27 protein-coding genes are annotated in these 26,225 nt (G+C 70.4%); 13 read left to right on the top strand and 14 right to left on the bottom strand.

Annotation, left to right across the window (positions count from 1 at the left end; translation table 11 throughout):
- Positions 1-147: 147 nt before the first annotated feature.
- From Ato02nite_RS42435 to Ato02nite_RS42445, 3 genes are all read right to left on the bottom strand, one after another.
- Positions 148-876: an ABC transporter permease gene (locus tag Ato02nite_RS42435; RefSeq protein WP_246608047.1), complete on the bottom strand. Its 729-nt coding sequence runs from the start codon at positions 874-876 to the stop codon at positions 148-150.
- A 97-nt stretch (positions 877-973) separates the two neighbouring features.
- The gene (locus tag Ato02nite_RS42440; RefSeq protein WP_213012380.1) at positions 974-1,990 is read right to left on the bottom strand and encodes an ABC transporter substrate-binding protein; all 1,017 of its coding nucleotides are present in this window, start codon (positions 1,988-1,990) and stop codon (positions 974-976) included.
- Complete coding sequence (locus tag Ato02nite_RS42445) at positions 1,987-2,796, bottom strand: class I SAM-dependent methyltransferase (RefSeq protein WP_213012381.1); 810 nt, start codon at positions 2,794-2,796, stop codon at positions 1,987-1,989. Before Ato02nite_RS42445 ends, Ato02nite_RS42440 begins: the two co-directional genes overlap by 4 nt.
- Before the next feature lie 215 nt (positions 2,797-3,011).
- Between Ato02nite_RS42445 and Ato02nite_RS42450 the strand changes: the two genes are divergently transcribed.
- The 5 genes from Ato02nite_RS42450 to Ato02nite_RS42465 all read left to right on the top strand — a co-directional run bounded on the left by Ato02nite_RS42450 (position 3,012) and on the right by Ato02nite_RS42465 (position 6,024).
- Positions 3,012-3,794: a DUF5919 domain-containing protein gene (locus Ato02nite_RS42450; RefSeq protein WP_246608048.1), complete on the top strand. Its 783-nt coding sequence runs from the start codon at positions 3,012-3,014 to the stop codon at positions 3,792-3,794.
- A gap of 85 nt (positions 3,795-3,879) precedes the next feature.
- Complete coding sequence (locus Ato02nite_RS52735; RefSeq protein WP_281419894.1) at positions 3,880-4,008, top strand: hypothetical protein; 129 nt, start codon at positions 3,880-3,882, stop codon at positions 4,006-4,008.
- Entirely contained in the window at positions 4,005-4,319 is a 315-nt protein-coding gene (locus Ato02nite_RS42455) for a type VII secretion target (protein ID WP_213012382.1), read from the top strand. The genes Ato02nite_RS52735 and Ato02nite_RS42455 overlap by 4 nt, the downstream gene beginning before the upstream one ends.
- Positions 4,316-5,635 carry a WXG100 family type VII secretion target gene (locus Ato02nite_RS42460; RefSeq protein WP_213012383.1) on the top strand — a complete coding sequence of 440 codons (1,320 nt, stop codon included), beginning with the start codon at positions 4,316-4,318 and terminating at the stop codon, positions 5,633-5,635. The genes Ato02nite_RS42455 and Ato02nite_RS42460 overlap by 4 nt, the downstream gene beginning before the upstream one ends.
- 2 nt (positions 5,636-5,637) lie before the next feature.
- Entirely contained in the window at positions 5,638-6,024 is a 387-nt protein-coding gene (locus tag Ato02nite_RS42465) for a hypothetical protein (protein WP_213012384.1), read from the top strand.
- Here Ato02nite_RS42465 and Ato02nite_RS42470 read toward each other — a convergent pair.
- Entirely contained in the window at positions 6,021-6,593 is a 573-nt protein-coding gene (locus Ato02nite_RS42470; RefSeq protein WP_213012385.1) for a TetR/AcrR family transcriptional regulator, read from the bottom strand. The genes Ato02nite_RS42465 and Ato02nite_RS42470 overlap by 4 nt on opposite strands.
- Positions 6,594-6,617: 24 nt before the next feature.
- On the opposite strand from Ato02nite_RS42470, the gene Ato02nite_RS42475 reads away from it, so the two are divergent.
- On the top strand, positions 6,618-7,805 hold the full coding sequence (locus tag Ato02nite_RS42475) for an epoxide hydrolase family protein (RefSeq protein ID WP_213012386.1): 1,188 nt from the start codon (positions 6,618-6,620) through the stop codon (positions 7,803-7,805).
- Here Ato02nite_RS42475 and Ato02nite_RS42480 read toward each other — a convergent pair.
- Complete coding sequence (locus tag Ato02nite_RS42480; protein WP_213012387.1) at positions 7,711-8,514, bottom strand: AraC family transcriptional regulator; 804 nt, start codon at positions 8,512-8,514, stop codon at positions 7,711-7,713. The two genes, Ato02nite_RS42475 and Ato02nite_RS42480, sit on opposite strands and share 95 nt — an antisense overlap.
- A gap of 55 nt (positions 8,515-8,569) precedes the next feature.
- On the opposite strand from Ato02nite_RS42480, the gene Ato02nite_RS42485 reads away from it, so the two are divergent.
- On the top strand, positions 8,570-9,547 hold the full coding sequence (locus tag Ato02nite_RS42485) for a zinc-binding dehydrogenase (RefSeq protein ID WP_213012388.1): 978 nt from the start codon (positions 8,570-8,572) through the stop codon (positions 9,545-9,547).
- 67 nt (positions 9,548-9,614) lie between these two features.
- Positions 9,615-10,784, top strand: a complete 1,170-nt coding sequence (locus tag Ato02nite_RS42490; protein ID WP_213012389.1) for a TolB-like translocation protein — start codon at positions 9,615-9,617, stop codon at positions 10,782-10,784.
- On the opposite strand, the gene dhaK is transcribed toward Ato02nite_RS42490, so the two are convergent.
- From dhaK to Ato02nite_RS42520, 6 genes are all read right to left on the bottom strand, one after another.
- The gene (gene dhaK / locus Ato02nite_RS42495; protein ID WP_213012390.1) at positions 10,785-11,780 is read right to left on the bottom strand and encodes a dihydroxyacetone kinase subunit DhaK; all 996 of its coding nucleotides are present in this window, start codon (positions 11,778-11,780) and stop codon (positions 10,785-10,787) included.
- Entirely contained in the window at positions 11,777-12,412 is a 636-nt protein-coding gene (gene dhaL, locus Ato02nite_RS42500) for a dihydroxyacetone kinase subunit DhaL (protein WP_213012391.1), read from the bottom strand. The genes dhaK and dhaL overlap by 4 nt, the downstream gene beginning before the upstream one ends.
- On the bottom strand, positions 12,409-13,158 hold the full coding sequence (locus tag Ato02nite_RS42505; protein ID WP_213012392.1) for an HAD-IA family hydrolase: 750 nt from the start codon (positions 13,156-13,158) through the stop codon (positions 12,409-12,411). Before Ato02nite_RS42505 ends, dhaL begins: the two co-directional genes overlap by 4 nt.
- Positions 13,155-14,015, bottom strand: coding sequence for a class II fructose-bisphosphate aldolase (locus Ato02nite_RS42510; protein WP_213012393.1), 861 nt, complete (start codon positions 14,013-14,015; stop codon positions 13,155-13,157). Before Ato02nite_RS42510 ends, Ato02nite_RS42505 begins: the two co-directional genes overlap by 4 nt.
- Before the next feature lie 20 nt (positions 14,016-14,035).
- Complete coding sequence (locus tag Ato02nite_RS42515) at positions 14,036-14,674, bottom strand: helix-turn-helix transcriptional regulator (protein ID WP_213012394.1); 639 nt, start codon at positions 14,672-14,674, stop codon at positions 14,036-14,038.
- A gap of 167 nt (positions 14,675-14,841) precedes the next feature.
- A complete protein-coding gene (locus tag Ato02nite_RS42520; protein WP_213012395.1) occupies positions 14,842-17,097 on the bottom strand; it encodes an ATP-binding protein in 2,256 nt (751 codons plus the stop codon).
- A 157-nt stretch (positions 17,098-17,254) separates the two neighbouring features.
- Between Ato02nite_RS42520 and fxsT the strand changes: the two genes are divergently transcribed.
- The 3 genes from fxsT (at position 17,255) to Ato02nite_RS42535 (ending at position 21,922) form a co-directional block, all read left to right on the top strand.
- Entirely contained in the window at positions 17,255-20,254 is a 3,000-nt protein-coding gene (gene fxsT / locus Ato02nite_RS42525) for an FxSxx-COOH system tetratricopeptide repeat protein (RefSeq protein ID WP_213012396.1), read from the top strand.
- A gap of 61 nt (positions 20,255-20,315) precedes the next feature.
- A complete protein-coding gene (locus Ato02nite_RS42530) occupies positions 20,316-21,317 on the top strand; it encodes a trypsin-like serine peptidase (protein ID WP_213012397.1) in 1,002 nt (333 codons plus the stop codon).
- A gap of 113 nt (positions 21,318-21,430) precedes the next feature.
- The gene (locus tag Ato02nite_RS42535) at positions 21,431-21,922 is read left to right on the top strand and encodes a hypothetical protein (RefSeq protein ID WP_213012398.1); all 492 of its coding nucleotides are present in this window, start codon (positions 21,431-21,433) and stop codon (positions 21,920-21,922) included.
- Between the two features lie 42 nt (positions 21,923-21,964).
- Here Ato02nite_RS42535 and Ato02nite_RS52740 read toward each other — a convergent pair whose 3' ends face one another.
- A complete protein-coding gene (locus tag Ato02nite_RS52740) occupies positions 21,965-22,099 on the bottom strand; it encodes a hypothetical protein (protein ID WP_281419895.1) in 135 nt (44 codons plus the stop codon).
- A gap of 71 nt (positions 22,100-22,170) precedes the next feature.
- Positions 22,171-23,781: a sensor histidine kinase gene (locus tag Ato02nite_RS42540; protein WP_213012399.1), complete on the bottom strand. Its 1,611-nt coding sequence runs from the start codon at positions 23,779-23,781 to the stop codon at positions 22,171-22,173.
- Between the two features lie 136 nt (positions 23,782-23,917).
- Here Ato02nite_RS42540 and Ato02nite_RS42545 point away from each other — a divergent pair, with 136 nt between their 5' ends.
- Complete coding sequence (locus tag Ato02nite_RS42545; protein ID WP_213012400.1) at positions 23,918-24,316, top strand: hypothetical protein; 399 nt, start codon at positions 23,918-23,920, stop codon at positions 24,314-24,316.
- 1 nt (position 24,317) lies between these two features.
- The gene (locus tag Ato02nite_RS42550; RefSeq protein WP_213012401.1) at positions 24,318-25,136 is read left to right on the top strand and encodes an N-acyl homoserine lactonase family protein; all 819 of its coding nucleotides are present in this window, start codon (positions 24,318-24,320) and stop codon (positions 25,134-25,136) included.
- Positions 25,137-25,327: 191 nt separating this feature from the next.
- Here the strand turns inward: Ato02nite_RS42550 and Ato02nite_RS42555 are convergent, their stop codons facing one another.
- Complete coding sequence (locus Ato02nite_RS42555; RefSeq protein ID WP_213012402.1) at positions 25,328-26,101, bottom strand: sulfite exporter TauE/SafE family protein; 774 nt, start codon at positions 26,099-26,101, stop codon at positions 25,328-25,330.
- Positions 26,102-26,225: the final 124 nt, after the last annotated feature.

The following is a 26,225-nucleotide window of genomic DNA, read 5'->3' on the forward strand; positions in this document are numbered from 1 at the left end:
GCGTGGGTCGTTGCGCGAGAGTCGCGGCACGTGCTGGTGTGGCACGGTGCTTGCGCGGTGGCGGCGGTCGGGTGATGGTGCGGTTGGTGACGGTGTCGCCCGTACCGGAAAGTGGTTTTGATTCTTGCGACCCGGACCTCAAAAGGTCTAGTCGGTGATGGCTCGCGCCCAGGGGAGAAGCAGGCGTTCGGTCAGGGCCAGCAGGTAGAACAGGCCGACGCTGATCGCGGCCAGCAGGGTGATCGCGGCGAAGGCCGTTGCCGTGTCGGCGCCGGAGTTCGCGATGACGTAGCCGAGGCCGGCGGTGGCGCCGGAGAGCTCACCCACCAGCGCGCCGATTACCGCCAGTGGCATGGCGGTCTTGAGGCCCACGAAGATCTGGGGGAGGGCGGACGGCAGGCGGAAGCGCATCATGATCTGCCAGCGGTTCGCGGACAGCGAGCGGGCGTACTCGATCATCTCGGCCGGGGCTCGGGTCAGGCCGGTCACGCCGGCCAGCAGGATGGGGAACGTGCAGAGCAGGACCACCATGACGATTTTGGGGCCCTGGCCGAAGCCCATCCAGACCAGCAGCAGCGGCGCGAAGGCCAGCTTGGGGATGGCGTTGACTGCGACGATGCTCGGCATGAACGCCCGCTCGAGCGTTCCGGACGCGGCCAGCAGGGCGCCGACGCTCAGGCCCAGACCGACCGCGATCAGGTAGCCCTGCACCACTTCCAGCAGCGTGGTGACGGCGTTGCTCGCCAGGTAGCCGGACATGTCGCCGAGGGCGGCCAGGACCTGCGGCGGGGTCGGCGCCAGATAGGACTCGACGTCCAGCACCACGATGGCCGCCCACCACGCGGCGACCAGCACCGCGGTGCCGATGACCGGCAACGCTATCCGGGTGAGGATGGTGATGGCGGGCTGCCTTTCGCGGGACCGGCCGTGGGGTCTCCCTCCGCATCGGACGCGGACGGAGACCCCACGGCCCTCAGGAAGGAATCTGGTAGGTGATCACGTCGTCCGGGGTCAGACCGGTCGGGATCAGGCCGGCACTCTGGATGATGGCGATGTTGCGCGCCACCCGGTCCCGGTCGAGGCTGCCGACCGGTGCCCCGTTCGCGCCGCCCTGCACGTACGGCTTCATCAGTTTGTTCTCCGCGGCCGCGACCGGCGCGGGTTGCAGTTTCTGATACTTGGCGTAGATGTTGCCGGCCTCGTCGGGGTTGGCCATGGCGTAGTCGACGCCGCGCAGTACGGCCTTGTTGAACGCCTGCGCCTGCTTCGGGTTCTCGGCGATCCGCTTCTTCGTTACCGCCAGCCCGTTGCCGTACAGATCGGTGAGGTAGTTGCTGAACGGCATGACCACCGCGGTCTTGCCCTTGGCGGCGGCCTCGACCGCGGGCTTGCCGACCACGAACTGGGTGGCCGCGTCGATGCTGCCGGCCGCGAGGTTCTGCGGCATCTGCTGGGGGTTCATCACCACCCACTTGATCTTCGTGCTGTCCACCCCGGCGAGCCGGGCGTACGCCCCGAACAGGCTGTAGACCACGCCGCCGGGAATGTAGGCGATGGTCTTGCCGGCCAGGTCCTTGGGCGAGGCGATGCCCTTGTCGCTGATCGCCATGATGCAGGACAGGTTCAGTTGCTGGACGGCGTTGATGACGGTGAAGTCGGTGAACTTCTTCTGGCCGTACGCGATCAGCGCCGCCGTGATGTCGACCATCGCGTAGTCGGCCTGGCCGGACTGCAGCAGCTTGAGGTTCTGCTCGGTGCCGTTACCCGGCTGCACCTTCACGTCCAGGCCTTCCTCGCGGAAGAACCCCTTCTCCTGGGCGATGTAGATGAACGCCTCGCGACCCTGCACGCCGGCGCCGGTCAGATAGGTGACCGGCGTCAGCGCGTCGGTCTCCGCGGCCGGGGTTTCGTCCTTGCCGCTGTCGCACCCGGCCGTCAGCAACAGTGCCGACGCGAGGGCCGCGGCCGCGAATCGCCGAAGGTTTCTCATGCCGGCCTCCGGCCCACGGTCGAGAGCAGCAGGATGCCGCGCAGCACCACCCGCGGATCCATCCCCAGGGTGGCCAGCAGGTCCAGTTCGTCGGCGGTCATCCCGGCGGCGAGCAGGCGCTCGCGTTGCTCGGTCGATCCGGCCGAGGCGAGCAGGGCCGCTCCGGTGCCGCCGCGCCAGGCCCCCTGCCAACTCTGCGTGTCGACCTCTTCGAGGCCGAGCTTCTCCATCGCGGTGAACAGGCCCCGGCACCAGGTGGGATCGTTGCCCGCCGTACGCAGGACCTGCTGGAGGGCGGTCTCGTAGTGGGCGGTGATCTCGTGCAGCCGGTCGTCCGGAGTGGCCAGCACCGACCTCGACCAGCCGGCCTCCATCTCCTCGATGACCAGCACGCCGCCCGGTTTGAGAGCGCCGGCCAGCCGGGCCAGTACGTCGAGCCGCTCGGGCAGGTGCTGCAGGACCGCGCGGGCGTGGATGCCGTCGAACTGTCCGTCCGGCAGCGGGTCGCTCACGATGTTGTGCTGGATGACGGTGACGCCGGCGTGCTCCCGGATGTGCTGGGGGCGAACGTCGGTGGCAATCACCTCACCGTCCGGGCCGACCTGGTCGGCCAGCCAGCCCGCGATCGTGCCGGCCCCGGCGCCGATCTCCAGCCAGCGGGAGCCCGGCGCCACACCGGCCTCGGTCAGCCGGCGGATCGTGAACGGGTCGTGCATCTGTCCGAGCGCGTCGAGCAGCTGCCGGGCCGTCGGCCGGTCGTTGCTGAACACGTACGGGGTTCCGGGATCCCGGACGACCGTCGACATGGTCCATTCCTCTCGAGCATGAATTAAGCATTCGGCCTGGCGGCGTGATTATTGACAATCGCCCGTGGAGATCCATTGCCGAATCGCCCGCAAGTCAACCCGTACGCCAGGGACGTTTCACCCGCGTAGAAGGACCTTTTGAAGACGTATCGAGGATCGAAAATGTCCTGAGAAAATGCTTGAAAAGTGCCCATAGGTACCGGCACCGTTACCGGGTGAACAAACCCCTGCCGAACGAACAACTACGGTCGCTCATGCTTCAACGCGGCGTCAGTGCCGAGGAGCTGGCCGAGAAGTGCGGCATCGACACCAAGAGCGTCGAACGCTGGCTGTCACACGGCCGGGTGCCGCATCGGCAGAACAGGTGGACCGCCGCCAAGCTGCTGGACGCCGACGAGACCTACCTGTGGCCGAGCATCCTGGCCCGGGGCGTCCGCGGCCGGGCGGCCGGGCGGGCCGAGTTGATCGAGCTCTACTCGGATCGTGCGAGCGTGCCGCGCGAGACCTGGCTGCGACTTCTCGGCGAGGCACAGAGCAATGTGGACGTTCTGGTCTTCGCCGGCAGCTTCTTCGCCCAGGTTCAGCCGCGCATCTGCGAGGAACTCGCCGAGCGGGCCCGCGACGGCGTCCAGGTGCGGCTCTGCTTCGGCGACCCGGCGAGCACGGCGGTCGCGGTGCGTGACGCCGAGGAGGGCCTGGCCGGCACGCTGCCCTCGCAGATCCAGGCCAGTCTGCTGCAGTACCGCGATCTCCTGGAGGTGGACGGCGCCGAAATCCGGCTGCACAGCACCACTCTTTACAACAGCCTTTTCCGGTACGACGAGCAACTCGTCGTCAATCCGCACGTCTACGGAAGCCCGTCCAGCCTGAACCCGGCAATACGACTTCAGAAGATCGACGGCGGTCTATTATTTGATCTTTACTGCGCGGCCTTCGAACGAATCTGGAACTCCGCCGTTCCATGGCCCGGAGTTCCATCCGGATCGCGCACGGCGTAGCGGGTGGTGTTCCCACTCCTCCTGCCAAGTGGTCGTCAGTGAACTCCGTGTGGAACGGGGCCACTATGCTCGACGATCGACTTCGATGGGGGGCTGGGTGTTCGACGGGATCAGCGGGGACGACGCGAATCGCACCATCGACGAGGGGCAGGCCGGGCAGGAGGCGGTGGCCGCTGTTCTCCGGGGCTACCGGACCGAGGACGGGCCGGCGTGAGCGACCAGTTCTCCGTCATCACGCAGGACCTGGCCGCGCACTCGCGCACCGTCGGCGCGATCGGGGACGGTGTCAAGGAGGCCGGCGATGCCGGTCATTCCGTGCGGGCCGGCGGTGACGCGTACGGGAAGATCTGTAGTTTTCTTCCGCCTTTGCTGGGGGTGTTGCAGGACACCCTGATCCAGGGCATCACGGACAGCGCCGACGACCTGCGGGACACCGCGGAGAAGCTGCGCGCAACCGCCGAACACTACGACACCACCGACCTGAACAGCGCTGACGCCATCACCCGCAGCGGGCGTCGGCCGTGACCAACCCGTTGGTGGCCGCACCCTCCACCGCCGGGCCCGGTGCCTTCACCGGCATCGCCCCCGTCGAGGACATCCAGCAGGTCTACGCCGCCGTGCAGAGCGGATCGTGGGTGGACGGCGCGCTCGGCGTGGCCGGTGGTGCGCTGGACGCGCTGGCGTTCGTGTCCGACCCGGTCGGCGCGCTGCTGCAGTACGGCGTCGCGTGGATCATCGAGCACGTCAAGCCGCTGTCCGAGGCGCTGGACTGGCTGGCCGGCGACCCGAACTCGATCACGGCCCAGGCCCAGACCTGGACGAACATCGCGGGCCGGCTGGCCGGTGAGGCCGACGCGCTGTCCCGGTCGGTCAACTGGGACACGGCCGACTGGCAGGGCGCCGCCGCCGACGCGTACCGGGGCTACGCCGCCCGTCGGGTCACGGACCTGCAGTCGCTCAGCCGGGCGTCGGAGACGATGGCGCTGATCACCGAGGGCGCCGGCATGCTGGTCGGCACGGTGCGGGTGATGGTGCGCGACGCGATCGCCACCGTGGTGTCCCGATTGATCTCGTACGCCCTCGAGGTGCTCGCCACCCTCGGCATCGCCAGCCCGCTCGTCGTCGAGCAGGTGGCCACGCTCTGCGCGTCGTGGGCCGCGAAGATCGGCCGCTGGCTCAAGCAGCTCGTCGCCAGCATGAAGAAGCTCTCCCAGGCGATGAAGGAGCTCGGCGAGGCGATCCGGGCGCTGCGCAAGGGCGGCAAGGGCGATCTCGCCGACATGGGCAAGCGGTCGGACTGGAAGAACCCCGGCGACCGCCCGCAGACACCGACTCGCCCGCCGGACGGCTACCTGCCCACCGGCGACCCGGTCTATCACGGGCCGAACTCCACCGCCGTCGGGTACGACAGCAGCACGATGCGGAACTTCGATCACGTCCAGCCCGAGCCCGGCGTCCACGACGTGGTCGTGCACGGCGAACCCAACGGCACGTTCCGGCCCGGGGTGGTCGGCGAGGACGGCGGCAAGTACCCGCACAACTACACGAACCCCGAGCAGATCGCCCAGGCCGTGCGGGACAACCCGAACTACGTTCCCGGGCAGCCGGTGCGCCTGGTCTCCTGCCACACCGGCCGGGTGGACGCCGACCCGGCGCTACCGGACCTGGTGCCGGCCGGTCAGCAGGTGGCCGACTCGCTCGGCGTGCCGGTGACCGCCCCGACGCAGGCGGTCGGTGTGCCCCTATACGGTGATGGCAAGTACGTTCCCAAGATCGCCAACAACCCCAAACTCCCCGAAGGTAAATGGGTCACCTTCTGGCCCCGGATTGCAGGGAGCTGACCGTGCGGACCGCCGGAATGTTCGTCGAACTCGGCCAGACCCGTCACCCGGAGCCGCCGCAGAGCATCGCCGACCACGTCGGGGCGGAACCGCTCGAGGACGCCGGCCTGGTGACGCAGTACCTCGACAACGGTTACCTGCTGATCGACATGATGGACGTCCAGCGCGACGTGCTCGACCCGGAGCAGGAGATCCTCAGCGGGTCGTCGATCCTCACCGACGGCGAGTGGCTCTGGCGCCAGGACCTGTCCTACTACGTCCGCCGCCACCACGTCACGCTGCCGCCGGAACTGCTCGCCACGATCCGGGAGCGGCAGTACACGATCCCGCCGGTCGGGGAGGAGCGTCTGATCGCCCTCACCGGGGACGCCGAGCATTTCGCGTTCTAGGCGCCGAGCATCGGCAGCAGGACGGAGTCCACGAACTCGGCGCGCTCGTCGGCCGCCGGTGGGTGGGCGTTCAGCAGCATGGCGGTGAACAGGTGTGACACCGTCAGGAGCAGGGCGGCCGGGCCGAGGTCGGTGGCCGCGATCTCCGCGCGGTCGGCCGCGCGCCGGCAGATGGCGGTTCCGTCGGCGGCGCAGCGGTCGGTGATCTGCTCGCGGATCAGGTCGCGCAGGGCCGGGTCGGCCCGCATCGCCTCGGTGAGGGTGATCAGGGACGGTCCCCGTTCGCCGCTCAGCGATCGGATGATGCCGTCGACGCTGGCCAGCAGGTCGGATCGCAGGCTGCCGGTGTCGGCCGGCAGTGGCCGGGCGGACTCCGACTGCCGGCGTAGTGCCGCGGCGATCAGGTCGGCTTTGCCGGGCCACTTCTGGTAGATGGTCATCTTCGACGCCTGGGCGCGTGCGGCCACGGCGTCGATGGTGACCCGGCCGTAGCCGATTTCCTGCACGAGCTCCATCGCGGCATCGAGGATGGCATCCGTACGGGCTTGTCCGCGCTTGCTGGAAACCATGTTCTGTACGATACCGTACAGAACATGAGCGACGAAGAGGTGCGACCGTTTCCGCTGTCCATCCCCGAGCGAGACCTCGCCGACCTGCGCGAGCGCCTCGACCGGGTGCGCTGGCCCGACCGGGAGACCGTCACCGACGTGAGCCAGGGACCGTCGCTGGCGAAGATGATGGCGCTCGTCGACCGCTGGCGCGGCGGCTACGACTGGCGCCGGGCCGAGGCGCTGCTGAACGGCTGGGGCCAGTACACGACGATGATCGACGGGCTGGACATCTCGTTCCTGCACGTCCGCTCGCCGGAAGCCGCGGCCCGGCCGCTGATCATGACGCACGGCTGGCCCGGTTCCGTCCTCGAGTTCCGGCACGTCATCGGTCCCCTGACCGACCCGGCCGCGCACGGCGGCGACCCGGCGGACGCCTTCCATCTCGTCCTGCCGACGCTGCCCGGTTTCGGATTCTCGGAACGTCCGTCGATGCCGGGCTGGGACCTCGGCCGGACCGCCGAGGCGTGGATCACGCTGATGGACCGGCTCGGCTACGACGAGTACTTCGCCGAGGGCGGTGACCTCGGTGCCGGCGTGACCGACGAGATGGCGGCCCGCGAACCCGCGGGGCTGAAGGGCATCCATCTCACCTTCGCGATGTTCGCCCCGACGCCGGAGGAGCGCGCCGAGGCGACCGCGGACGAGCAGAAGATGCTGGACAGCGCCGACTACTTCTGGACCGACCTCTCCGGGTACGCCAAGGAGCAGTCCACCCGCCCGCAGACGATCGGCTACTCGCTCGCCGACTCGCCCGTCGGTCTGGCGGCGTGGATCTACGCGATGTTCCAGGACACCGGGGGAACTCCCGGCAACGCGGAGGGTTCGTTCGCCGTCGACGAGATGCTCGACGACATCATGCTCTACTGGCTGCCCAACACCGGAACCTCCGCGGCCCGGATGTACTGGGAGATGGCCCAGGCCAAGTGGTCCTCGCCCGCGACCCTGGAGCACCCCGTCAAGCTGCCCGCCGGCCTGTGCATGTCGCCGGCCGAGCACGTCCGGAAGTCACGGCGCTGGACCGAGCGTCGCTACCCGAACCTGGTGCGCTTCACCGAACTCGCCGAGGGCGGCCACTTCACCGCCTGGGAGCAGCCGGCCGCTTTCGTGGAGGACGTCCGGGCGACGTTCCGGGCGACACTTTCGAGTGGCGGCCCGGAGTGGTCCCGATGATCGTGGTGAAAGCGGCGATGAAGCCGCTCGGGTTGGCCCATCCACAGGCGTGGGCCACGTGGGTGGTGTCGTGGCCCTCGGCCAGCAGGACCAGGGCGTGGCAGACGCGCAGCTGGGTCCGCCATTCGTAGAAGGTCATGCCGAGCTCGTCATGAAAAAGGCGGCTGAGGGTACGCGCACCGGCACCGACCTGCCGGCCGAGCTCGGCCAGCGGGCGGCTGTCGGCCGGGTTGCCGTCCAGGATCCGGGCTACCGCCCGCAGCCGGTCGTCGCGTGGCGTCGGCAGCTGCGTGGGCTGTTCGGGGGCTTCGCGGAGCTCGTCGACCAGCACCCGGTGCAGCCGGGCGCGGGCACCCTGGTCGTACTGCCGCGGGCCGGTGAGGGCGAGCAGGATCTCCCGGACCAGCCCGGAGGCGAGGAACACGGCCGGGTGGGCGGGGGCCCGCCGGGCGAGTGACGGCGGCAGGAAGACGATCCGCATGTCGGTGTCGCCGTGCGCGCGGTGATGGTGGGTGGAGTGGGCGGGGATCCAGGCGACCCGGTTGGCCGGGACGACCGAGGTGCCCTGCTCGGTGTGGACGGACAGGACGCCGCCCGCCGCGTACACCAGATGCCCGCGCGGATGGGAATGAGCCTGACTGGTCCCGCCGGACGGCCACCGGTGCACGCCGCCGGACGGCCAGATCCGGGATTGGCGCGCTACGGGCATGGCTTGGCATTTTAACGGTGGGCGGCCGTCCGGGCCGGTGGCGACAGTTCAGGCCATGACGACGACGATGCGAGCGGTGGTCTGTGCCCGGCCCGGCGGCCCGGAAGTCCTGGAGGTCCGGAAGCTGCCGGTGCCGGCGGTGCGTGCGGGCTGGAGCCTGGTGCGGGTGATGGGGGCCGGTCTCAACCGGTCGGAGTTGCGCACCCGGCAGGGGCATTCTCCGGGCGTGCGTTTCCCCCGCGTGCTGGGGATCGAATGTGTGGGTGTCGTGGCGGCCTCGACCGATCCGTCGAAACCGGCGGGTACGACCGTCGCGGCGGTGATGGGGGAGATGGGCCGGGCGTTCGACGGCGGCTACGCCGAGTACGCGTTGCTGCCGAACGACCTGCTCATGCCGGTGACCAGCACGCTGCCGTGGGAGGTGCTGGCCGCGCTGCCGGAGACGTACCTGACCGCGCAGGGCGCCCTCGACGCGCTCGGGGTCCGGCCGGGGGAGCGGTTGCTGATCCGGGGCGGCACATCGTCGGTGGGCCTGGCCGCCGCGACGATCGCCCACGGCCACGGCGTCGAGGTCGCGGCGACGACCCGCCGGCCGGAGAAGGCGGGCGCCTTGACCGCGGCCGGCGTCGACCACGTGATCGTCGAGGGAGACGACGACGGATCGCCGTGGGCCGCCGGGCCGAGCCACGTCCTGGACCTCGTCGGGGCGAGGACGGTCGTCGACTCCCTGCGCCTGGTCGGCCGGGGCGGGACCGTCTGCGTGGCCGGCTCTCTCAGCGGATGGCTGGTGCGGGACTTCGAACCGATCGCGATGATCCCCTCGGGCGCCCGGCTCACGGCCTTCCACAGCGACGACGCCAGGGGCAGTGCGGGCGCGGCCGTGCTGCAGCGGGTCGTCCGCCAGGTCGAGGCCGGCGTCTACCGGCCGAACATCGACCGGGTCGTCGGGCTGGACGACCTCGCCGAGGCCCACCGGCACATGGAGAACAACCGGGCCGCCGGCAAGGTGGTCCTGGTGCCGGATAGTTGTTGACGCACTTCGACTGTCGGCTGCCGGACAGTGGCGAACAAACCCGGCTGTGGCCCGTGACCAACCGGGTATGACAACTCAACTCGCGAAAACAGCCATCGGTGCAGCCCTCCTCGGCAGCCTTGCCGTCGGAGCCGCGCCGGCCGCCGCCGCGCCGGCCGGGACCAGCCGGATCAGTCTGGACAGCAACGGTGGCCAGGCCGCCGAATACCGCAGCGAGCCGTTCGCGGCGAGTACCGACGGCCGGTACGTCGCCTTCACCTCGGCCGCGCCGAACCTGGTGCCGGGGGACACCAACGAGACCTGGGACGTGCTGGTGCGCGACCGCCGGGCCGGCACCACCACGCTGGTCAGCCGGTCCGGTGCCGGTGTGCCGGGCAACAGTTCCAGCTACGGCCAGGCGATGAGCCCGGACGGCCGGTACGTGTCGTTCACCTCCGACGCCACCGACCTGGTGCCGGGGGACACCAACGGCGCGTACGACGGCTTCGTCCGGGATCTCCGCACCGGCACCACCAGCCGGGTGACGCTGACCAGCGGCGGCACCCAGGCCAACGCCCGCAGCTACGCGCCGGCCATCAGCGCCGACGCCCGCTACGTAGCCTTCGTCTCGGACGCCACCGATGTGGTGCCGGGCGACACCGACGGCGTCGCGGATGTCTTCCTGCGGGACCGGCGGGCCGGCACCACCGTCAGGGTCAGCGCCGGCGGACCCGCCGACGCGCCGGCGATCAGTGCGGACGGCCGGTACGTGACGTACACGTCCGGGGGCAAGGTCCTCGTGTACGACCGGCGGTCCGGCGGCACGGTTGTGGTCGCCGGCCAAACCGCAGCCGGGCCGGCGATCAGCGCCGATGGCCGGTACGTGACGTTCACGTCCGAAGGCAAGGTCCTCGTGCACGACCGGCGGTCCGGCAACACCATCGTGGTCGCCGGCGGACCCTCGGCCGGGCCGGCGATCAGCGCCGACGGCCGCTACGTGACCTTCACGTCGGACGCCACGAACCTGGTCGCGGGCGACACCAACGGCGTCTCCGACGTGTTCCGGCGCGACCTGCGCCTGGGCACGACCGTCCGGGTGAGCCTGACGGCCGGCGGCGCACAGGCCGCCGACGTCAGCTACGCCGGAGTCATCACCGGTGACGGCCGATCGGTCGCCTTCGCCTCGGCGGCCACCGATCTGGTGCCGGGCGACACCAACGGCGTGACCGACACCTTCCTGCGTCACCTGTCCGACTGATCAGAACACTCGGATGGCGGCCTCCGCGGGGGCCGCCAGCAGGGTTTCGATCTCGTCGTCCAGGCGCACCAGGGTGAGCGAGGCGCCGGCCATGTCGAGCGACGTGCAGTACTCGTTCACGTAGCTGCGGCCGACCTCGATGCCGCGCTCGGCCAGCCGCTGATGGGCGCGGCGGTAGAGGATGTAGAGCTCGCTGACCGGGGTGCCGCCCAGGCCGTTGATCATCAGGGCGACCCGGTCGGCCGACTCGTACGGCAGGTCCGGGACCACCGCGTCGAGCAGGTCGTCCACGATCTCGTCGGCCGCCTTCAGTTTCCGGCGTTCGCGGCCGGGTTCGCCGTGGATCCCGACGCCGAACTCCATCTCGTCGGCGCCGAGCTCGAACAGCGGCGAGCCCTTGGCCGGCGGGGTGCACGCGGTGAGCGCCACGCCCATGGTGCGGGTGACGTCGTTGACCTTCCGGCCGATCCGGAGCAGCTCGTCCAGGTCGGCGCCCTGCTCGGCGGCCGCACCGACCGCCTTGATCACGAAGAAGTTCCCGGCCACGCCGCGGCGGCCGACCGTGTAGAGGGAGTCCTGCACGGCCACGTCGTCGTTGATGGTGAGAATCTCGCAGCGGACGCCGTCGGCCTCGGCCATCTCCTTACCCATGTCGAAAGCCATCCGGTCGCCGGTGTAGTTGTTCACCAGCAGCAGCACACCCTTCGGCGAGTTGAGCAGTTTCGCGGTCTCGTAGACGTAGTCCATCGGCGGGGCCGCGAACACGTCGCCGGGGCAGGCCGCGTCCAGCATGCCTCGCCCCACGGCCATCACGTGGGCCGGCTCGTGACCCGAGCCGGAGCCCTGCACGATGGACACCTTGTCGGCGTACGGTGCATCGGATCGCATGATCAGGTTGTAGGCGGGGACGTACCGGAGGGCGCCCGCGTTGGCGAGGGCGACGCCCTCCAGCATCTCGGCGACGTAGTTCTTCGGATCGTTGACGAACTTCTTCACGGCGCTCCTCCTGGTTTCCACGTTTCGCTGATCCGTTCGGCGATGACCGCCACCGCCATGGCGCCGGCGTCCACCGAGCCGCGGCTGCGCTCGCCGGTGTAGGCCGCGCGTCCCCGCTTGGCGACCATGTCGACGGTTGCCTCGGCCGCCTCCCGGGCGGCGGTCGCGGCGGCCTCGATCGCCTCGTGCGGTGCCAGGCCCCGATCGAGCGAGGCGGCCAGCCGGTCGGTCATCGGCACCAGCGCGTCCAGCAGCGTCTTGTCGCCGACGTCGGACTGGCCGCGTGCCTTGATCCCCTCGATGGCCGCGCGCAGCATCGCCACGACCCGGTCACCGGTGAGATCGGCGTCGCCCGCGGCGGTGCCGGCGCGGATGAAGGCGGTGCCCCAGAGCGGCCCGGACGTGCCGCCGATCCGGGAGGCGATCACCATGCCCGTACGCTTCAGGAAGGTCCCGGGATCGCCGCGGTCGAGGTCGGCCCAGCCCTCCAGCAGCTTCTCGAACCCGCGGGCCAGCGAGTAACCGAAGTCGCCGTCGCCGACGACCGAGTCGAGGTCGCCGAAGTACTTCTCGTTCTCGATCGCGGTCTCGGCGATCGTCCGGACCACGTTCTCGGTCATCTCGGTGCTCATCGCGATGCCTCCAGACAGGCGCGCAGGTCGTCGAGCGTCAGATAGTCGCCCGGTCGCGCCGCGCTCCGGTTCGCCAGCACCTCGATCGGCGCCCGGCCGGGATCGCCCAGGTCCGAGACGACCAGCGCGGCCTCGGCGAAGTCCTCGTCGCGGGTGTATCCGCTGACCGTCACCAGGCAGCGCAGCCCGGCCCCGGTCGCGGCCAGCAGCCCGTTGCGAGAGTCCTCGACCACCAGCGTCTCGGCCGGCCGCAGGCCGAGACGCTCGACGGTCAGCCGGTAGATCGCCGGGTCGGGCTTCTTGGCCGGCACCACGTCGCCGGCGAAGACCGGGATCTTCGCGGCGGTGGCGGTGCCGACCGCACTCTCCAGCACGGCGCGTACCGATTCCTCCGCCGAGGTGGACGCGACCGCGACCGTCCATCCCGCGCCGAGTGCCGCGCCGACGATCCGGGCGATGCCCGGCCGCGGCGGGACGCGACCTTCGGCGACCATCCGCTTGAAGATCGCGGTTTTGGCTTTGTGCCAGGTCAGAAGCGTTTGGGTACGGTCGTCAGCATCGAGATCCGGCAGGAGCGACGCCATCCGCTCCTTACCGCCGCCGATCTTGAGTTTCTCGCCGTACTCCCGCTCGCTCCAGCGCACCGGAAGCCCGAACTGCTCGAAGGTCGCGTTGAAGGCGGGCAGGTGACCATGCCGCTCGGTGTCGGCGAGCACGCCGTCGCAGTCGAAGATCAGCGCGGTCACCAGGCCCGCCCCGAACCGCCGAACAGCCGGATGTGCCGCTTCGCCATCTCGGTCACGGCGGCCCGCTGGTGCCGGAACAGCGTCGGCGGGTCCCACCGGTTCCGCTCGGCCGCGTCCTGCAGGGCCTCCAGACCGGACTTCATGAAGCTTTCCTTGAGCGCCGTGGAGATGTTGACCTTGGCGCAGCCGCGGGCGATGAGATCGGTGAACTGCTCGTCGGACAGGCCCGTCCCGCCGTGCAGGGCCATCGGCACGCCGGTGGCCGCGACCAGATCGCTGACCCGCTGCGCGTCCAGGGTCGGTGCCTGTTTGTACTGGCCGTGCGCGTTGCCGATCGCCGGGGCGAAGCAGTCGACGCCGGTGTTCTTGATGAAGTCGACGGCCACCTCGAGGCTCTGGATCCGGGACGCCTCGTCCGAGCCGACGTCGTCCTCGACGCCCTGGATCCCCTCGATCTCGCCCTCGACGTGGGCCCCGGTCCGGCGCGCCTCGGCCACCACCTCGGTGGTCTGCCGCAGGTTCTCGGCGACGTCCAGCTCGTGCGCGTCGAACAGGACCGAGTTCCAGCCGCCGGCCAGGCAGTCGGTGATGACCGCGCGGTCCGGGCAGTGGTCGAGGTGCAGGGTGACCGGCACGTCGACACCGCGCGCCAGGGCCCGGAAGATGTCGTGCAGCGGGCCGCGGCCGTACTGCTTGACGGTCTTGACCGAGGTCTGCAGGATCACCGGTGCGCGTTCCTCGACCGCCGCGGCCAGGACGGCCTCGATGCTCAGATCGTTGACCACGTTGAATGCGGCCACCCCGTAGCGTTCGGCGAGGGCGCGGTCCAGGATCTCTTTCATCGGCACGACGGGCATGCGCCCAGTCAAGCCACGCGTCACCCGATCGCGGTATGGGGTGAATCCCCCAGGCCGGCGGTGAGCCAGCCGTTGTCCAGCGCGATCACGACCGCGGCGGTGCGGTTGGACGCGCCGGTCTTGCGCATGATCGCGCCGACGTGCTTCTCGACGGTCTTCGGCGACAGCGTCAGCCGGTTGGCGATCTCGCGGTAGGTCAGGCCCTGACGGAGCAGCTCGAGCACGTCCCTCTCCCGGCCGGTGAACGGCGTCGCGGGCACCGGCATCGGGGACCGGAGGTCGGCGCCGGTCCGGACGATCGCGGCCGCCGCGGTCTGCGTGAGCGCCTCGAGCTCGTCCAGGTCCCGGGTGGAGAAGAAGCCGGCCCGGGGCGCGAAGGTCACGCTGACCGCGATCACGTCGCCCCGCCACCAGATCGGCACCGCCGCGGCCGACCGACGCCGGACCGGATCACTGCCGGCCAGGTGCCCGGCCCGCAGCTGCCCGTACTCCGGGATGACCACCGGCCGCCGGCTGCCGAACGCCCGCCCGGTGGCGCCCTCGTCGAGCGGGAACCGGTCGCCCAGCCGGCAGAGAGCCCCGTGCTCGGCCGCCTCGTGTAGTGCCCGGCCGCCGCGTCGATCAGCGAGATGCTCCCCGCGGCCGAGTCGGTGAGCCACGCGGAGTGTCGTAGGACCCGCCGCAGGACAGCCTCCAGCCGCAGGTCGCCGTAGACGTCGGCGACTGCCGCAGCGAGCCGGAGTCCTTCCCCGGCGCTTCCCGGAGTCACCACCCGAACCTATGTCCGCGGCACCCGGTCCGGAAGGGCCGGATCGTCGCAGCCGCCTCAGTCGGCGGCGGGAGCGGTGGCCGGGGTGGGCAGGACCCGGCGGGTGGTCACCGGCGCGGTGCCCATGACCGGCAGGGTGAACGAGATCAGGGTGCCGCCGCCGGGGTTGTCGGTGGCCACGATCCAACCGCCGTGCCGCTCCACGACGCGGTGGCAGATGGCCAGGCCCAGGCCGGTGCCGGGATATCCGCCGGCATGTTGCGCGGCTCGGTGGAAGGACGTGAACACGCGAGGCTGGTCCTCGGCGGGAATGCCGATACCCCGGTCCGCGACATCGATCCGGACCCGGCCGTCCGGTTGCGGATGAGCGGAGATGACGACGTGCGGGAGCTGGCCCGGGTGCGTGTATTTGAGGGCGTTGCCGATCAGGTTGTCCAGCAGTTGCCGCACCATGGCCCGGTCGGCCAGCACCAGTGGCAACGCCGCGGTCGTGATGTCCGGCCGGGGCGGCTGCGGGTGGCCGGGGATCCGCAGATGCATGGTGCGGTCGTTGACGACCTCGTCGACCAGGCTGCGGAGGGCTACGGGTTCGAGGTTGAGGTTGCCGTCGCGGGCGGTGGCGTAGGCGAGCAGGTCGTCGATCAGCCGGCGCATCCGGTCGACACCGCTGATGATCCGGGCCGCGGTGGGCCGCAGCGTGGCCACGTCGTCGCCGTCGGCGAGACCCTCGTTCAGCAGCTCGGCGTACCCGGCGACGACCGACAGCGGAGCACGCAGGTCGTGGGCGGCGACCGCGGCGAAGCCGCGCAGATCGGCCTCCCGTTCGCGCAGGTCGCTGATCGTCGCGGCCAGCTCCGCCTCGACCGCCTTGCGCGCGGTGACGTCGTGGAACACCGCCACCGCCCCCACCCGGCTGTTCGCCCGGTGCAGCGGCCGGGCGGACACGCTGACCGTCATCGGGTCCGGCCGGGTCGCGGTGCGCACCACCATCTCGTCCTGCTCGGTGTGCTCGCCGTCGAGCGCCCGGATCAGCGGCAGGTCGGCGGTGCGGAACGGGGTGACGCCATCGGCCTCGTAGAAGCCGATCCGGCCGGCCCAGTTGTGATCGGCGGGGTGTTGCTCGAGGTCGATCAGGGCCTGCGCCGCCGGGTTGTAAACCAGCAGTCTGCGATGCTCGTCGATGACCACGACGCCGTCGCTGATGCTGTCCATGACGGCTTCCAGCAGGTCGGCCTGCTCCCGGGCGGCGCCCTCGGCGGCGACCAGTTCACTGGTCGCGGTGCGCACCTTCGCCTCGGCGCGAGCCCGGCCGGTCGCCAGCACCCAGACCAGGCCGGCCAGCAGCAGCCCCAGCAGACTGCCGCTGACCGCGACGACCGCGGGCAGCCGGGTGATGCCGCCGGGCAGCGCCGCCCCGTGGGCGGCGACGTGCAGTTGCCACCGGTGGTCGGCGACGGTGATGGAGCCGTTGCTGGTCAGATCGCGGCGGCCGGTGTTCGCGGAGCGCACGGCGGCGACGGTGACCGGCCGCCCCGCCGCGTCGTCGGCGGTCAGCGTGACGTCGAGCAAGCCTTGCGAGACCTGCGACAGGGCGGCGTCGAGGAACTTCTGTCCCCGCAACCCCATCAGGATCCAGCCGCTCTGCCGCCGCACGCCGGTGACCGCGTTGATGGCATAGACCGGAGCGGCCAGCACGAACGACATCTGCCGCTGCGCCGGCGGCAGGCTCTGATCGATGATCAGTTGGTAGGCGTCGGAGATGGTCACCTGTCCGCTGCGACGGGCGGCCTGCATCGCGTGCGCGGGGGCCGGGGCCTGCCCGACGTCGATGCCGGCCTGCCGCCGGCCCGTCGAACTGTCCAGCGAGCGGACGAACACGGTGAACAGGTGCTCCGGGACCGCGCGGTGGGGCCGGAGCCGCAGCTCGGGCAGACCGCGGGTGCGCCATTTCGCCTGGGTGGCCGCGACCTGCCCGTCGGTGGCCGGGACCACCAGGACCACCGAGGTCACCCCGGCCAGGTGCCGCTCGGCCAGCGGTGCCGTGACCTGGGCGAACTTCGCCGCCGTCAGGTTCTCGAACGCGCCGGTCGCCGAGGCGACGGCGCTGACCGTGTCCACGTACCGGCCGATCTCGGCCGTCGCGGCCGCGACCACCAGCGCGTTCCGCCGGGCCAGCTGCTGCTCGGCGTTGTCGCGCTGGCCGGCCGCCAGCGCCGCGGCGGCCCCGAACGTGGCGATCGCCGCGATCACCGCGACCAGGCCGGCAAGGAGCAGCGCCTGCCGAGCGCGCAGCCTTACCGCCAGTCGTGTCACGCCTTTCCAGTCGGCAGGTTCGGCCGATCATCTGATCGGCAGTACCGAACCTCCCTGCCCGTCCCTTTTGCCTCAGGTGAGCGGCGGTGAGAGCGGATCGTCCGATCGCCCGTTCGGGGGTGGTTGTCCGGGTGGGTGGCCGGGCAGGGTGTACCCCGTGAGCGATACGTCCCGGATTTTCATCTCGCATACAGGTGTGGATCGGCCGTGGGCGGAGTGGGCGCGCTGGCACCTGGAGCGCGCCGGTTACGCCACCGAGTTGGATTGTGTCGATTGGAAGGCCGGCGACAACTTCGTCGAGCGGATGCATGAGGCGCTCGACCGCTCGAACCCGATGCTGTTGCTGCTGTCGTCGGCGTACCTCGATCCGGGTCGTTTCACGACGGACGAGTGGACGGCGCGCTGGGCGCAGCGGCGGAAGGACCCGGACGCGAGGTTGATTCCGGTACGGATCGACAATGTCGATCTTCATACCGGGATCTGGGCGCCGATCATCGTGCCGAGCCTGTTCGATCTGACCCCGGAGAAGGCGGTGCGGCTACTGCTGGATTCGGTCGGCGGGCTGCCGGATTCGCCCGCGCCGGTGACGGCTCCGCGCTATCCCGACAGCCCGGTCCCGGCCGCGAGTGCCGATGCGGGTCCGCGCCCGCCAGGCTCGCTGCCGGCGGTGTGGAACGTGGATCGGCGGAATCCGGCGTTCACCGGCCGCGACAGCGTGCTCAATCAGGTGCACGACGGTTTGTCCGGGGATGGGCGGGTCGCGGTGCAGGCCGTGCACGGCATGGGTGGGATCGGGAAGACCCAGCTGGCGCTGGAGTACGCGCACCGCTTCGCCGGCGAATACGATCTGGTGTGGTGGGTGTCCGCGGAACAGGCCGGGCTGATCGGTGAGCAGTTCGCGGCGCTCGGTGTCGAGCTGGGCATCGTCGATGCCGGCGCGGACTCGGCGGTCGCGAAGAGCAAGGTGCTGGGCCATCTGGCCGGGCTGCGACGCTGGCTGCTGATCTTCGACAACGTGGTCAACAGTGAAGATGTCCTGCCGTGGCTGCCCCGTGGCGGCGGCCATGTGCTGATCACCTCGCGGCGCGGGAACTGGCACCAGATCGCCCACGCGCTCGAGCTGGACGTCCTGTCCCGCGAGGAGGCGGTGCGGTTCCTGGTCGAGCAGCGGCCCGGCCTGGAGATCGTCGAGGCCGACCGGCTGGCCGACGCCGTGGGTGACCTGCCGTTGGCGTTGGCGCAGGCGGTCGGCTACCTCTCCGAGACGGGCATGCCGGTCACCGAGTATCAGCAGTTGCTGGTCGAGGAAACCCAGGCCGTGCTGGCGCTGGGCCGCCCGATCGACTATCCGCAGTCGCTGGCCGCGGCAATCACACTGAACGTGGCCGCGCTGTCGGAGGCGGACCCGGCGGCGGTGGCGATCCTGCGGCTGTGCGCTCTGCTGGCGCCCGAGCCGATCTCGGTCGACCTGATCGTCGAGGTCGCCCAGCCGACCGATCCCTTTCCGCGGGTGCTGACCGCGCTGCGGGACGTGATCGGCAAACGGCTGGCGCGGCAGGAGGCCATCGGTCGAATCGGCGCGTACGGGCTCGCCCGGCTGGGGTCAGGGACGGTGACGGTGCACCGGCTGACCCAGGCTGTCGTTCGCAGCGAGATGGAACCATCCGTGGCGGCCGAACTTCTGGCGCACCTGGAATCAGTGCTCGGCAGCATGAACCCGGGTGGCCCGAAGAACCCGGAGAACTGGCCCGCTTGGGCGCGCTTGCTTCCGCACCTGCTCGCGGTGGGCCCGGCTGGTACCGATGATCCGGTCTTGCGCGAGTGTGCGCGTGATGCCGTGGTCTACCTGATCAGCCGGGGTGACACCAGGCCGGCCCAGCAACTCGCCGAGAGCCTGCACGAGGAATGGAAGCAGCGTCTGGGAGCCGATCACCGGGACACTCTGCGGGCGGCGACCGAACTGGTGTGGACGCTCCGGGACCTCGGCGAATTCAGCCGGCTGCGGCCGTTGGTCGACGACACTCTGACTCGGCAGATCAACACGCTGGGACATGACGATCCCGACACCCTCCGTAGCGCTGCTGACCTCGCCGTTGTCCTCGGTGCCCTGGGCAACCACCCACGTGCAGAAGAGATTGAGCGCGACGTGTGGAAGCGGCGCCGGCGGGTGTTGGGCGAGGAGCATCCGGACACGCTGACGGCGGCAGGTAACGTCGCGGCCTCATTGCGTGAGTTGGGGCGGTATCAGGAGGCATTGGCACTCATTCAGCAGGTGTGGGAGCAGCAGCGGCGGGTGTTGGGTGAGGACCATCCGGAGGCGTTGACGGCCGGCGGCAATGTCGCGATGTCGTTGCGTGAGTTGGGGCGGCGTCAGGAGGCATTGACGCTCATTCAGCAGGTGTGGGAGCAGCAGCGGCGGGTGTTGGGTGAGGAGCATCCGGATACGTTGATGTCGGCGGGCAATGTTGCGATTTCGTTGGGTGGCGCGGGGCGGCATGAGGAGGCGTTGGCGCTCATTCAGCAGGTGTGGGAGCAGCGCCGGCGGTTGTTGGGTGAGGAACATCCGTACACACTGACCTCGGCGAACAATGTCGCGACGTCGCTGGGAGCGCTGGGGCGGCATCAGGAGGCGTTGGCGCTCATTCAGCAGGTGTGGGAGCAGCGCCGGCAAGTGTTGGGTGAGGAACATCCGGAAACGCTGATGTCGGCGAACAATGTCGCGACGTCGCTGGGAGCGCTGGGGCGGCATCAGGAGGCTTTGGCGCTCCTTCGACAGGTGTGGGAGCAGCAACGGCGACTCTTGGGCGAGGATCATCCGAGCTCGCTGACGTCGGCGAACAACATCGCGTCGAACCTTGGATCGGTGGGGCGGCATCAGGAGGCGTTGACGCTCCAGCAGAAGGTATTGGAGCAACGACAGCGAGTTCTAGGTGAGGGCCACCCGGAAACGTTGATGACCTGCTTGAATCTCGCGGTGGTTCATTTGAATCTCGGCCGGATCCTGCCTGCTCGTCGTTTGGCTGATCACGCATGGAAAGGCCTCCGTGAACTGCTCGGCGCTCCGCACCCGAATACTCAGCGGGCAGCACAGATTCGAGATTCGTTGATCCGGAAGATGGGCGGGCAGGCGGGCAGCACCAGGAAGCGTCGGCGCTGATCCAGCAGGGTCAGAACAGGATCCTGACCGGATCCCTACATCCATCGTCCATCGTGGCGAGATGATCAGAATTCGTTTCCTGCTGGTGGTCGCGGTCGCCCTACCCCTCGCCGGGGTGGCCGGCGCCGCGACCGCGGGCCCCGCGCCGAGTGGAGTCACGACCCGGGAGGACTCGGTGACGGCCGCGCAGCGCAAGGCCGTCGACGTGTACTGGACGCCGGACCGGATGCGGCTGGCCGGCGCCCTGGTCCCGGAGATCACGCCGATCCCGCCGGACGACCACACGCCGGACGACCACGTCGTGCTGCCCGCGCGGGTGCCTGACACCGGCTCGGTCTGGACGCACGGCACCGAGGTGGCCGCCACCGTCGGGCGGCTGTTCTTCACGTTCAGCGACGGCTACGACGGCAGTTGCAGCGCGACGTCGGTGGAGGCGGCCAACCGGAGCACGATCGTGACCGCCGCGCACTGCTTCCGCGGCACCGGCGATCCCGCCGACCCGGACACCTGGAATCACAACGTCTACTTCGTTCCGGGCTACCGCAACGGGACCAAGCCGTACGGCGGCTTCAGCATCCGGACGATGTTCACCTCCGCGCCGTGGGACACCGGCACCGACTCCGCGGACGTGGCGGTGGCCGGCTTCGACGCCGCGGTGGCCACGGTGAACCCACGGCGGGCCGACGGCAGGCGCTTGGCCGATGCGGTCGGCGCCCAGCGGATCGCGTTCCGCGCACCGGCGACCGGTGAGTTCGTCCACGCGTTCGGCTACCCGCACGTGCAGTCCGGAACCCGGTGGCTGGGCGCCCGGATGGTGCACTGCGCCGGCCCGGTCCGGTCCGGTCCCCAGGCGCCGCTGCTCTACGGCATGCCGTGCGAGATGGCCCACGGCGCGAGCGGCGGCCCGCACTTCGCCGCGTTCGACCCGGCAACCGGTCGCGGCACCGTAGTCGGCGTCACCACCACCGGCAGCGACCTGGCCGGCGGCGCCGAGGAACGCTCCTACGCCACCCGCCTGGGCGCGGCCGCCCGAACCCTGTACGACCGGGCGGGCCGGCGCTGAATCCGCAGCGATTTCCGGCAGGCCGGGCGGTAGCATCGACGCCGTGCGATGACCGGTCCGTGCCGACGGATGACTCGGGTCGCACGGCGAGATGACCTTGGAAGCGGGCCGTAGTGAGCATCCACTTGTCCAGGGGAGGCACGCTGCGGCGGGTCGTGCTCAGTTGTGACGTCGCGGGTTGCCCGATCCAGCTGGAGCCGCCGGCCATCGAGGCGTGGCGCAGTGACACCGACGCCCGGTCCTGGGCTCGTGATCACGCTGTCGGTTGGACGTCCGACCCGATCCGGCAGACCGACTACTGCCCGGAACACGCCCGGTTCAGCGAGGCCCCGGCCGCCGACGACATCCCGGCCCGGCCGACCGCGACCGTGCGGGATCGGTCCGGCAACCCGCTCAACCGCGATGACTACACCGGACGGTTGCGGGAACAGCTCGTCGAGGGTGACCGGCTCACAGCCCGAACGCTGACGCTGACGGCGGCTCAGGCCGCCGTCACGGCCCGGCTGCTGGACGAACTGGCCGGTGTGTACCGCGGGGAGAGCCTGGGTGCGCTTGCGCAGGAGCTTTCCGCGCTGCTGGAGAGTCGGCTCCGCGACCGGGACTGATCGCCACCAGGGCGGCAGTGCCGGACGCAGGCCGGCGGGTGCTCAGTGCCCGGTGGGCGGGATGCTCGAGGAGTGGCCGTTCTTCTCGTCGCGCTTCAGGCGTTTCGCCGTCTGCTTCTCCTTGATCGACTTACCCTTTTTCTTGACGTTCGCCTTGGTCGTCGAGTCCTTGGACATGATCGAACCTCCCTGAAGCGGGTTGGTGGACCGAACCATACGCCCGTTTTGGCCGAAACGATGATCACCGACTATCGGCTGAGGATCATCGGCTCTCGGGGGAGGCGGATCACGAAGGTCGTGCCGGGGCCAGTGGTGTCCGCGACGGCGATCGTGCCGCGGTGCCGTTCCAGGATGGTTCGGGTGATTACCAGGCCCAGGCCGGTGCCGGGGATCCGGGCCGCCACCGCCGTCGACGCCCGGTAGAAGCGGCGGAACAGCCGGGGCCGCTCCTCGACCGGGATGCCGATGCCGTTGTCCGCCACCGTCCAGGTCACCCAGCTCGGATCGGCCGGGTCCGGAGCCGCGCTGACCGTGACCGTGCCGCCCACGGGCGTGTATTTCACCGCGTTGTTGAGCAGGTTGTCGGCCACCTGCCGGAGCCGGTCCGAGTCGCCGCGCACCGGTAGCCGGGCCGGCAGCTCCGCCCGTACGGTGAGATTCTTGGCCTCGGTCGTGGGTTTGGTGTTCGCGATGCTCTCGGTGAGCAGGTCGGCCAGGTCGAGCGGCGCCATCTGGATGGTCAGGCTGCCGGACTCGAGGCGGGCCAGGTCGAGCAGGTCGTCGGCCATGACGCTGAGCCGTTCCGCGCAGTTGCCGATGGTGCGCAGGTTCCGGGCCTGCTCGGCGGGGCCGAGATCCTCCTCGTCGAACTGGGCCACCGTTCCCAGGATGACGGCGAGCGGATTGCGCAGCTCATGCGTGACCAGGGCGAGGAACTCGTCCTTGGTGCGCGCCAGGTCGATCGCCAGCTCCTCGGCGCGGCGCCGCTGAAGGTACTGCCCGACGTGGGCGGCCAGCCCGCAGAGCAGGCCGATCAGGATGTCCTCGGGCTCCTCGGCCCGATCGCCGTAGACGCAGAGCGCGCCCAGCACCTGCGAGCCGGTGCGGATCGGCACCCCGACGGCGACCCGCAGGCCGATCCGGGCGGCGGCCCGGCTGCGTGGCGACGGGTCGGCGCCGAGGTCGGAGATCCAGCGGACCCGGCCGTTCCGGTAGACCGCGCCGGGCATGCCGACGCCCGGCTCCAGCTCGGTAATGGCGAAGTCGGACAGGTCGCGGCCGGCCCGGTTGTGCCGGGCCGCGCACGTCAGGACCTGCCGCTGCTCCTCGATCAACCACAGCTCGGAGACCGGCCAGCCCATCCGGACGCCGAGCGCCTCGACCACCCGGGCGGCGGCGTTGCTGCTGGTCGGGGCCTCGGCCAGGCCGCGCGAGACGGCCGCCTCGACCATGGTGAACCGGCTGCCGCGCAGGGTCGCGGACATGTCGTGCGCGAGCGCGTGGACGACCCGATCGGTGATGGTGAGCGTGGTCTCGACCGGCAACTCGTGCCCGTCCCGGTGGGTGGCGATCAGTTGCAGCCGGCGTTTGAGGAGCCTGCCCGGGTCGCCGTCGGCCAGCCGCCGCAACCCGGCGCGGTAGACGGCCCGATGCCGGTGGGGCACGATCAGCTGGGCGATGTCGCTCCCGTACGCCTGCCGCCGGCTCCAGCCGAAGGTCGCCTCCGCCGCGGGGTTCCACTCCACGATCCGGCCGTCGACGGTGACCGCGACGTAGGCCTCGGACATCAGGGCGAGCACAGCGTCCGAGCCGGCCGGGACGGGGTCTGGTCGGGTCAGCAGTTCGTTCCGCTGGTGCATGCTCGACCCCCGGTGCAGACGGCCGGACTGGCCCGTACGCCTGCTCGTTCAGTTTGCACCCGTTTGAAGATTAAGACGTCCGTTACGGTGCTGAAATGTGCCACGGCTCTAATTTCTGTCAGGCGATAGGAAGCGGGTGGCGAGGGTGGTGGGCAGCGGCCGCTGGTGGGGGCGGCTCGGTTCGGTGATCACCGTTCTCTGCGTCCTCACCCACCTCGCCATGGTCCACACCTCCGCCGCCCACGGCAGCCTGATCCCCGCCGCCTTCGCGGCCGGCATGGCCGCGCTCTGCCTACCCTGTGCCGGGCGGCTATGGCACAAGCCCGATCCGCACGCCTGGCGGATGGCCGCCCTGATGGCCGCGGTGATGCTCCTGGCCCATCCACTGCTGCGACCCGAGCACGCCCACGGCGGGACGACGCTGGGCGGCAACGCCGCGGCCGCCACACTGCTGCTGATCGCGGTACTGCGCCGGCCCGGCACCGAGCGGGCCACCGCCGGGCCGCCCTGGCGCCTGCACCACGACGAGATCTGAGATGGGGAAAGACATGGGCGTCCGGCGGATCATCGCACTCACCCTGGGTTGGGAGGACCTGCCCAAGTCCGTGTCGGTGCACGGCGCCTCCCGCACCGAACGGGTCCGCGAACCCGTGCCCGGCCTGCTGCTGGAGACCGCCGACGGCTGGCTGCTGCTCGACACCGGCTTCAACACCGCGCTGCTGCGCGACCCGGCCCTGCGCCGCCGCTTCTACCCCAGCCCGAACTACCAGCCGGAGCTGCCCGGACCGGGCGAACCCCTGGAAGAGGCCCTGGCCGCGGTCGGCGTCGACCTCGCCGACGTGACCGCGGTCGCGCTCAGCCACCTGCACGTCGACCACGCGGGCGGTCTCAAGCACTTCGCCGGCCGGGTGCCGGTTCACATTCAAAGGACCGAGCTTGCGTACGGGCTGAGCAACCACCCGGAGCCGGAAGCACACTCGATGGCCCGCATCGACTACGACGACCCACGCATCGACTGGCGCCAGGCCGACGGCGACGTCGAGATCGCCCCCGGCGTGACGGCACTGCTCACCGCCGGCCACACCCCAGGCCACCAGAGCTTCGTGGTCGACCTGGACCCGGCGGCCGGCGGCGGCGGTTACGTTTTCGCCTGCGACGCGGCCGACCTGACCGAGAACATCACCCACGAGCGGGCGATCGGCGCCTTCATCGGCGTGACCGCGGAACAGACGGTGCCCCCGATCCGCCGACTGAAGGAGATCGCCGCTCGCCGCGGCTACCCGGTGATCCCAGGCCACGACCCGATAGCGTGGCCGGCCCTGACCGCCGAGCTGGCCACCCGCTTCCACCCCTGACCCGCCACCCACCACCGGTGGTCCGCGCCGAGCTGCGGTGGTCCGCGCCGAGCTGCGGTGGTCCGCGCCGAGCTGCGGTGGTCCGCGCCGAGCTGCGGTTTTTGCGCCGAGCCGCGGTGGTCTTGCCGAGTCCTGACGTCTTGCGCCGGTGCCGCGGTGGCCTGCGCCGTGCCGTGGCGGTCCGTGCCGGTTCAGGTGGCGGCGAGGAGTGCTCGGACCAGGAGGTAGGCACCGACGGTCAGGCCGAATGTCACGATCACTGCGCGCAGGACTCGGGCCGGCAGCCGTCGTGCCACCCGTGCGCCGAGGTAGCCGCCGGCCACCGTGGCGGGTGCTACGACCGCTACGACCGCCCAGTTCACCGGGCCGAAGATGCCGTAGACCGCGAGCGTGACCAGTCCGATCACCGCGGAGAGCAGGTTCTTCAGGGCGCTGACCCGGGCCAGGGTCTCGTCGAGCACCAGGGCGAGCCCGGCCACCAGCAGCACGCCGAGCGCGGCGTTGAAGTACCCGCCGTAGAGGGCGCAGAGGAACACCGCGAGGTGCAACATGATCGTCGCCCGCCGAGGCGACACCTCCTGAGGGTGCCCGACCAGCCCGCGCAGCCGGGCCTGGAACGCCAGCGTCAACGCCGCACCCATCACCAGGAACGGCACCACCAGGTCGAACACCCTCCGCGGCGTGTGCAGCAGCAGCCCGCACCCGCACAGCGCGCCGATCACCGCGGTCGGCAGCACCCGAAGGATCCGCCGCCCCTGCCCGACCAGATCGGCCCGGCTGCCGACGACGCTGGAGGCATAGCCGGGCGCCACCGACAAAGCGTTGCTGACGTTCGCCGCCACCGACGGCAGACCGATCGCCAGCATCCCCGGAAAAGTGATCAACGAGCCACCGCCGGCGATCGCGTTGACCGTCCCCGCCGCCAATCCCGCGACCACCAACAACGCCGCCTGAGCAAGGTCCACATCCACTCTCCTTCAAGATCAAACTAGTTCGCAAGGGAGGATCCACCCTCACCGGGATGCCGTCACATAGGACGGCCGGGAATGTCAGCCGGCTCTTCGTGAGGGTCGCGCCCCTTCCGCCGCC

The organism is Paractinoplanes toevensis (assembly GCF_018332695.1).
In the GTDB taxonomy this organism is placed as follows: domain Bacteria; phylum Actinomycetota; class Actinomycetes; order Mycobacteriales; family Micromonosporaceae; genus Actinoplanes; species Actinoplanes toevensis.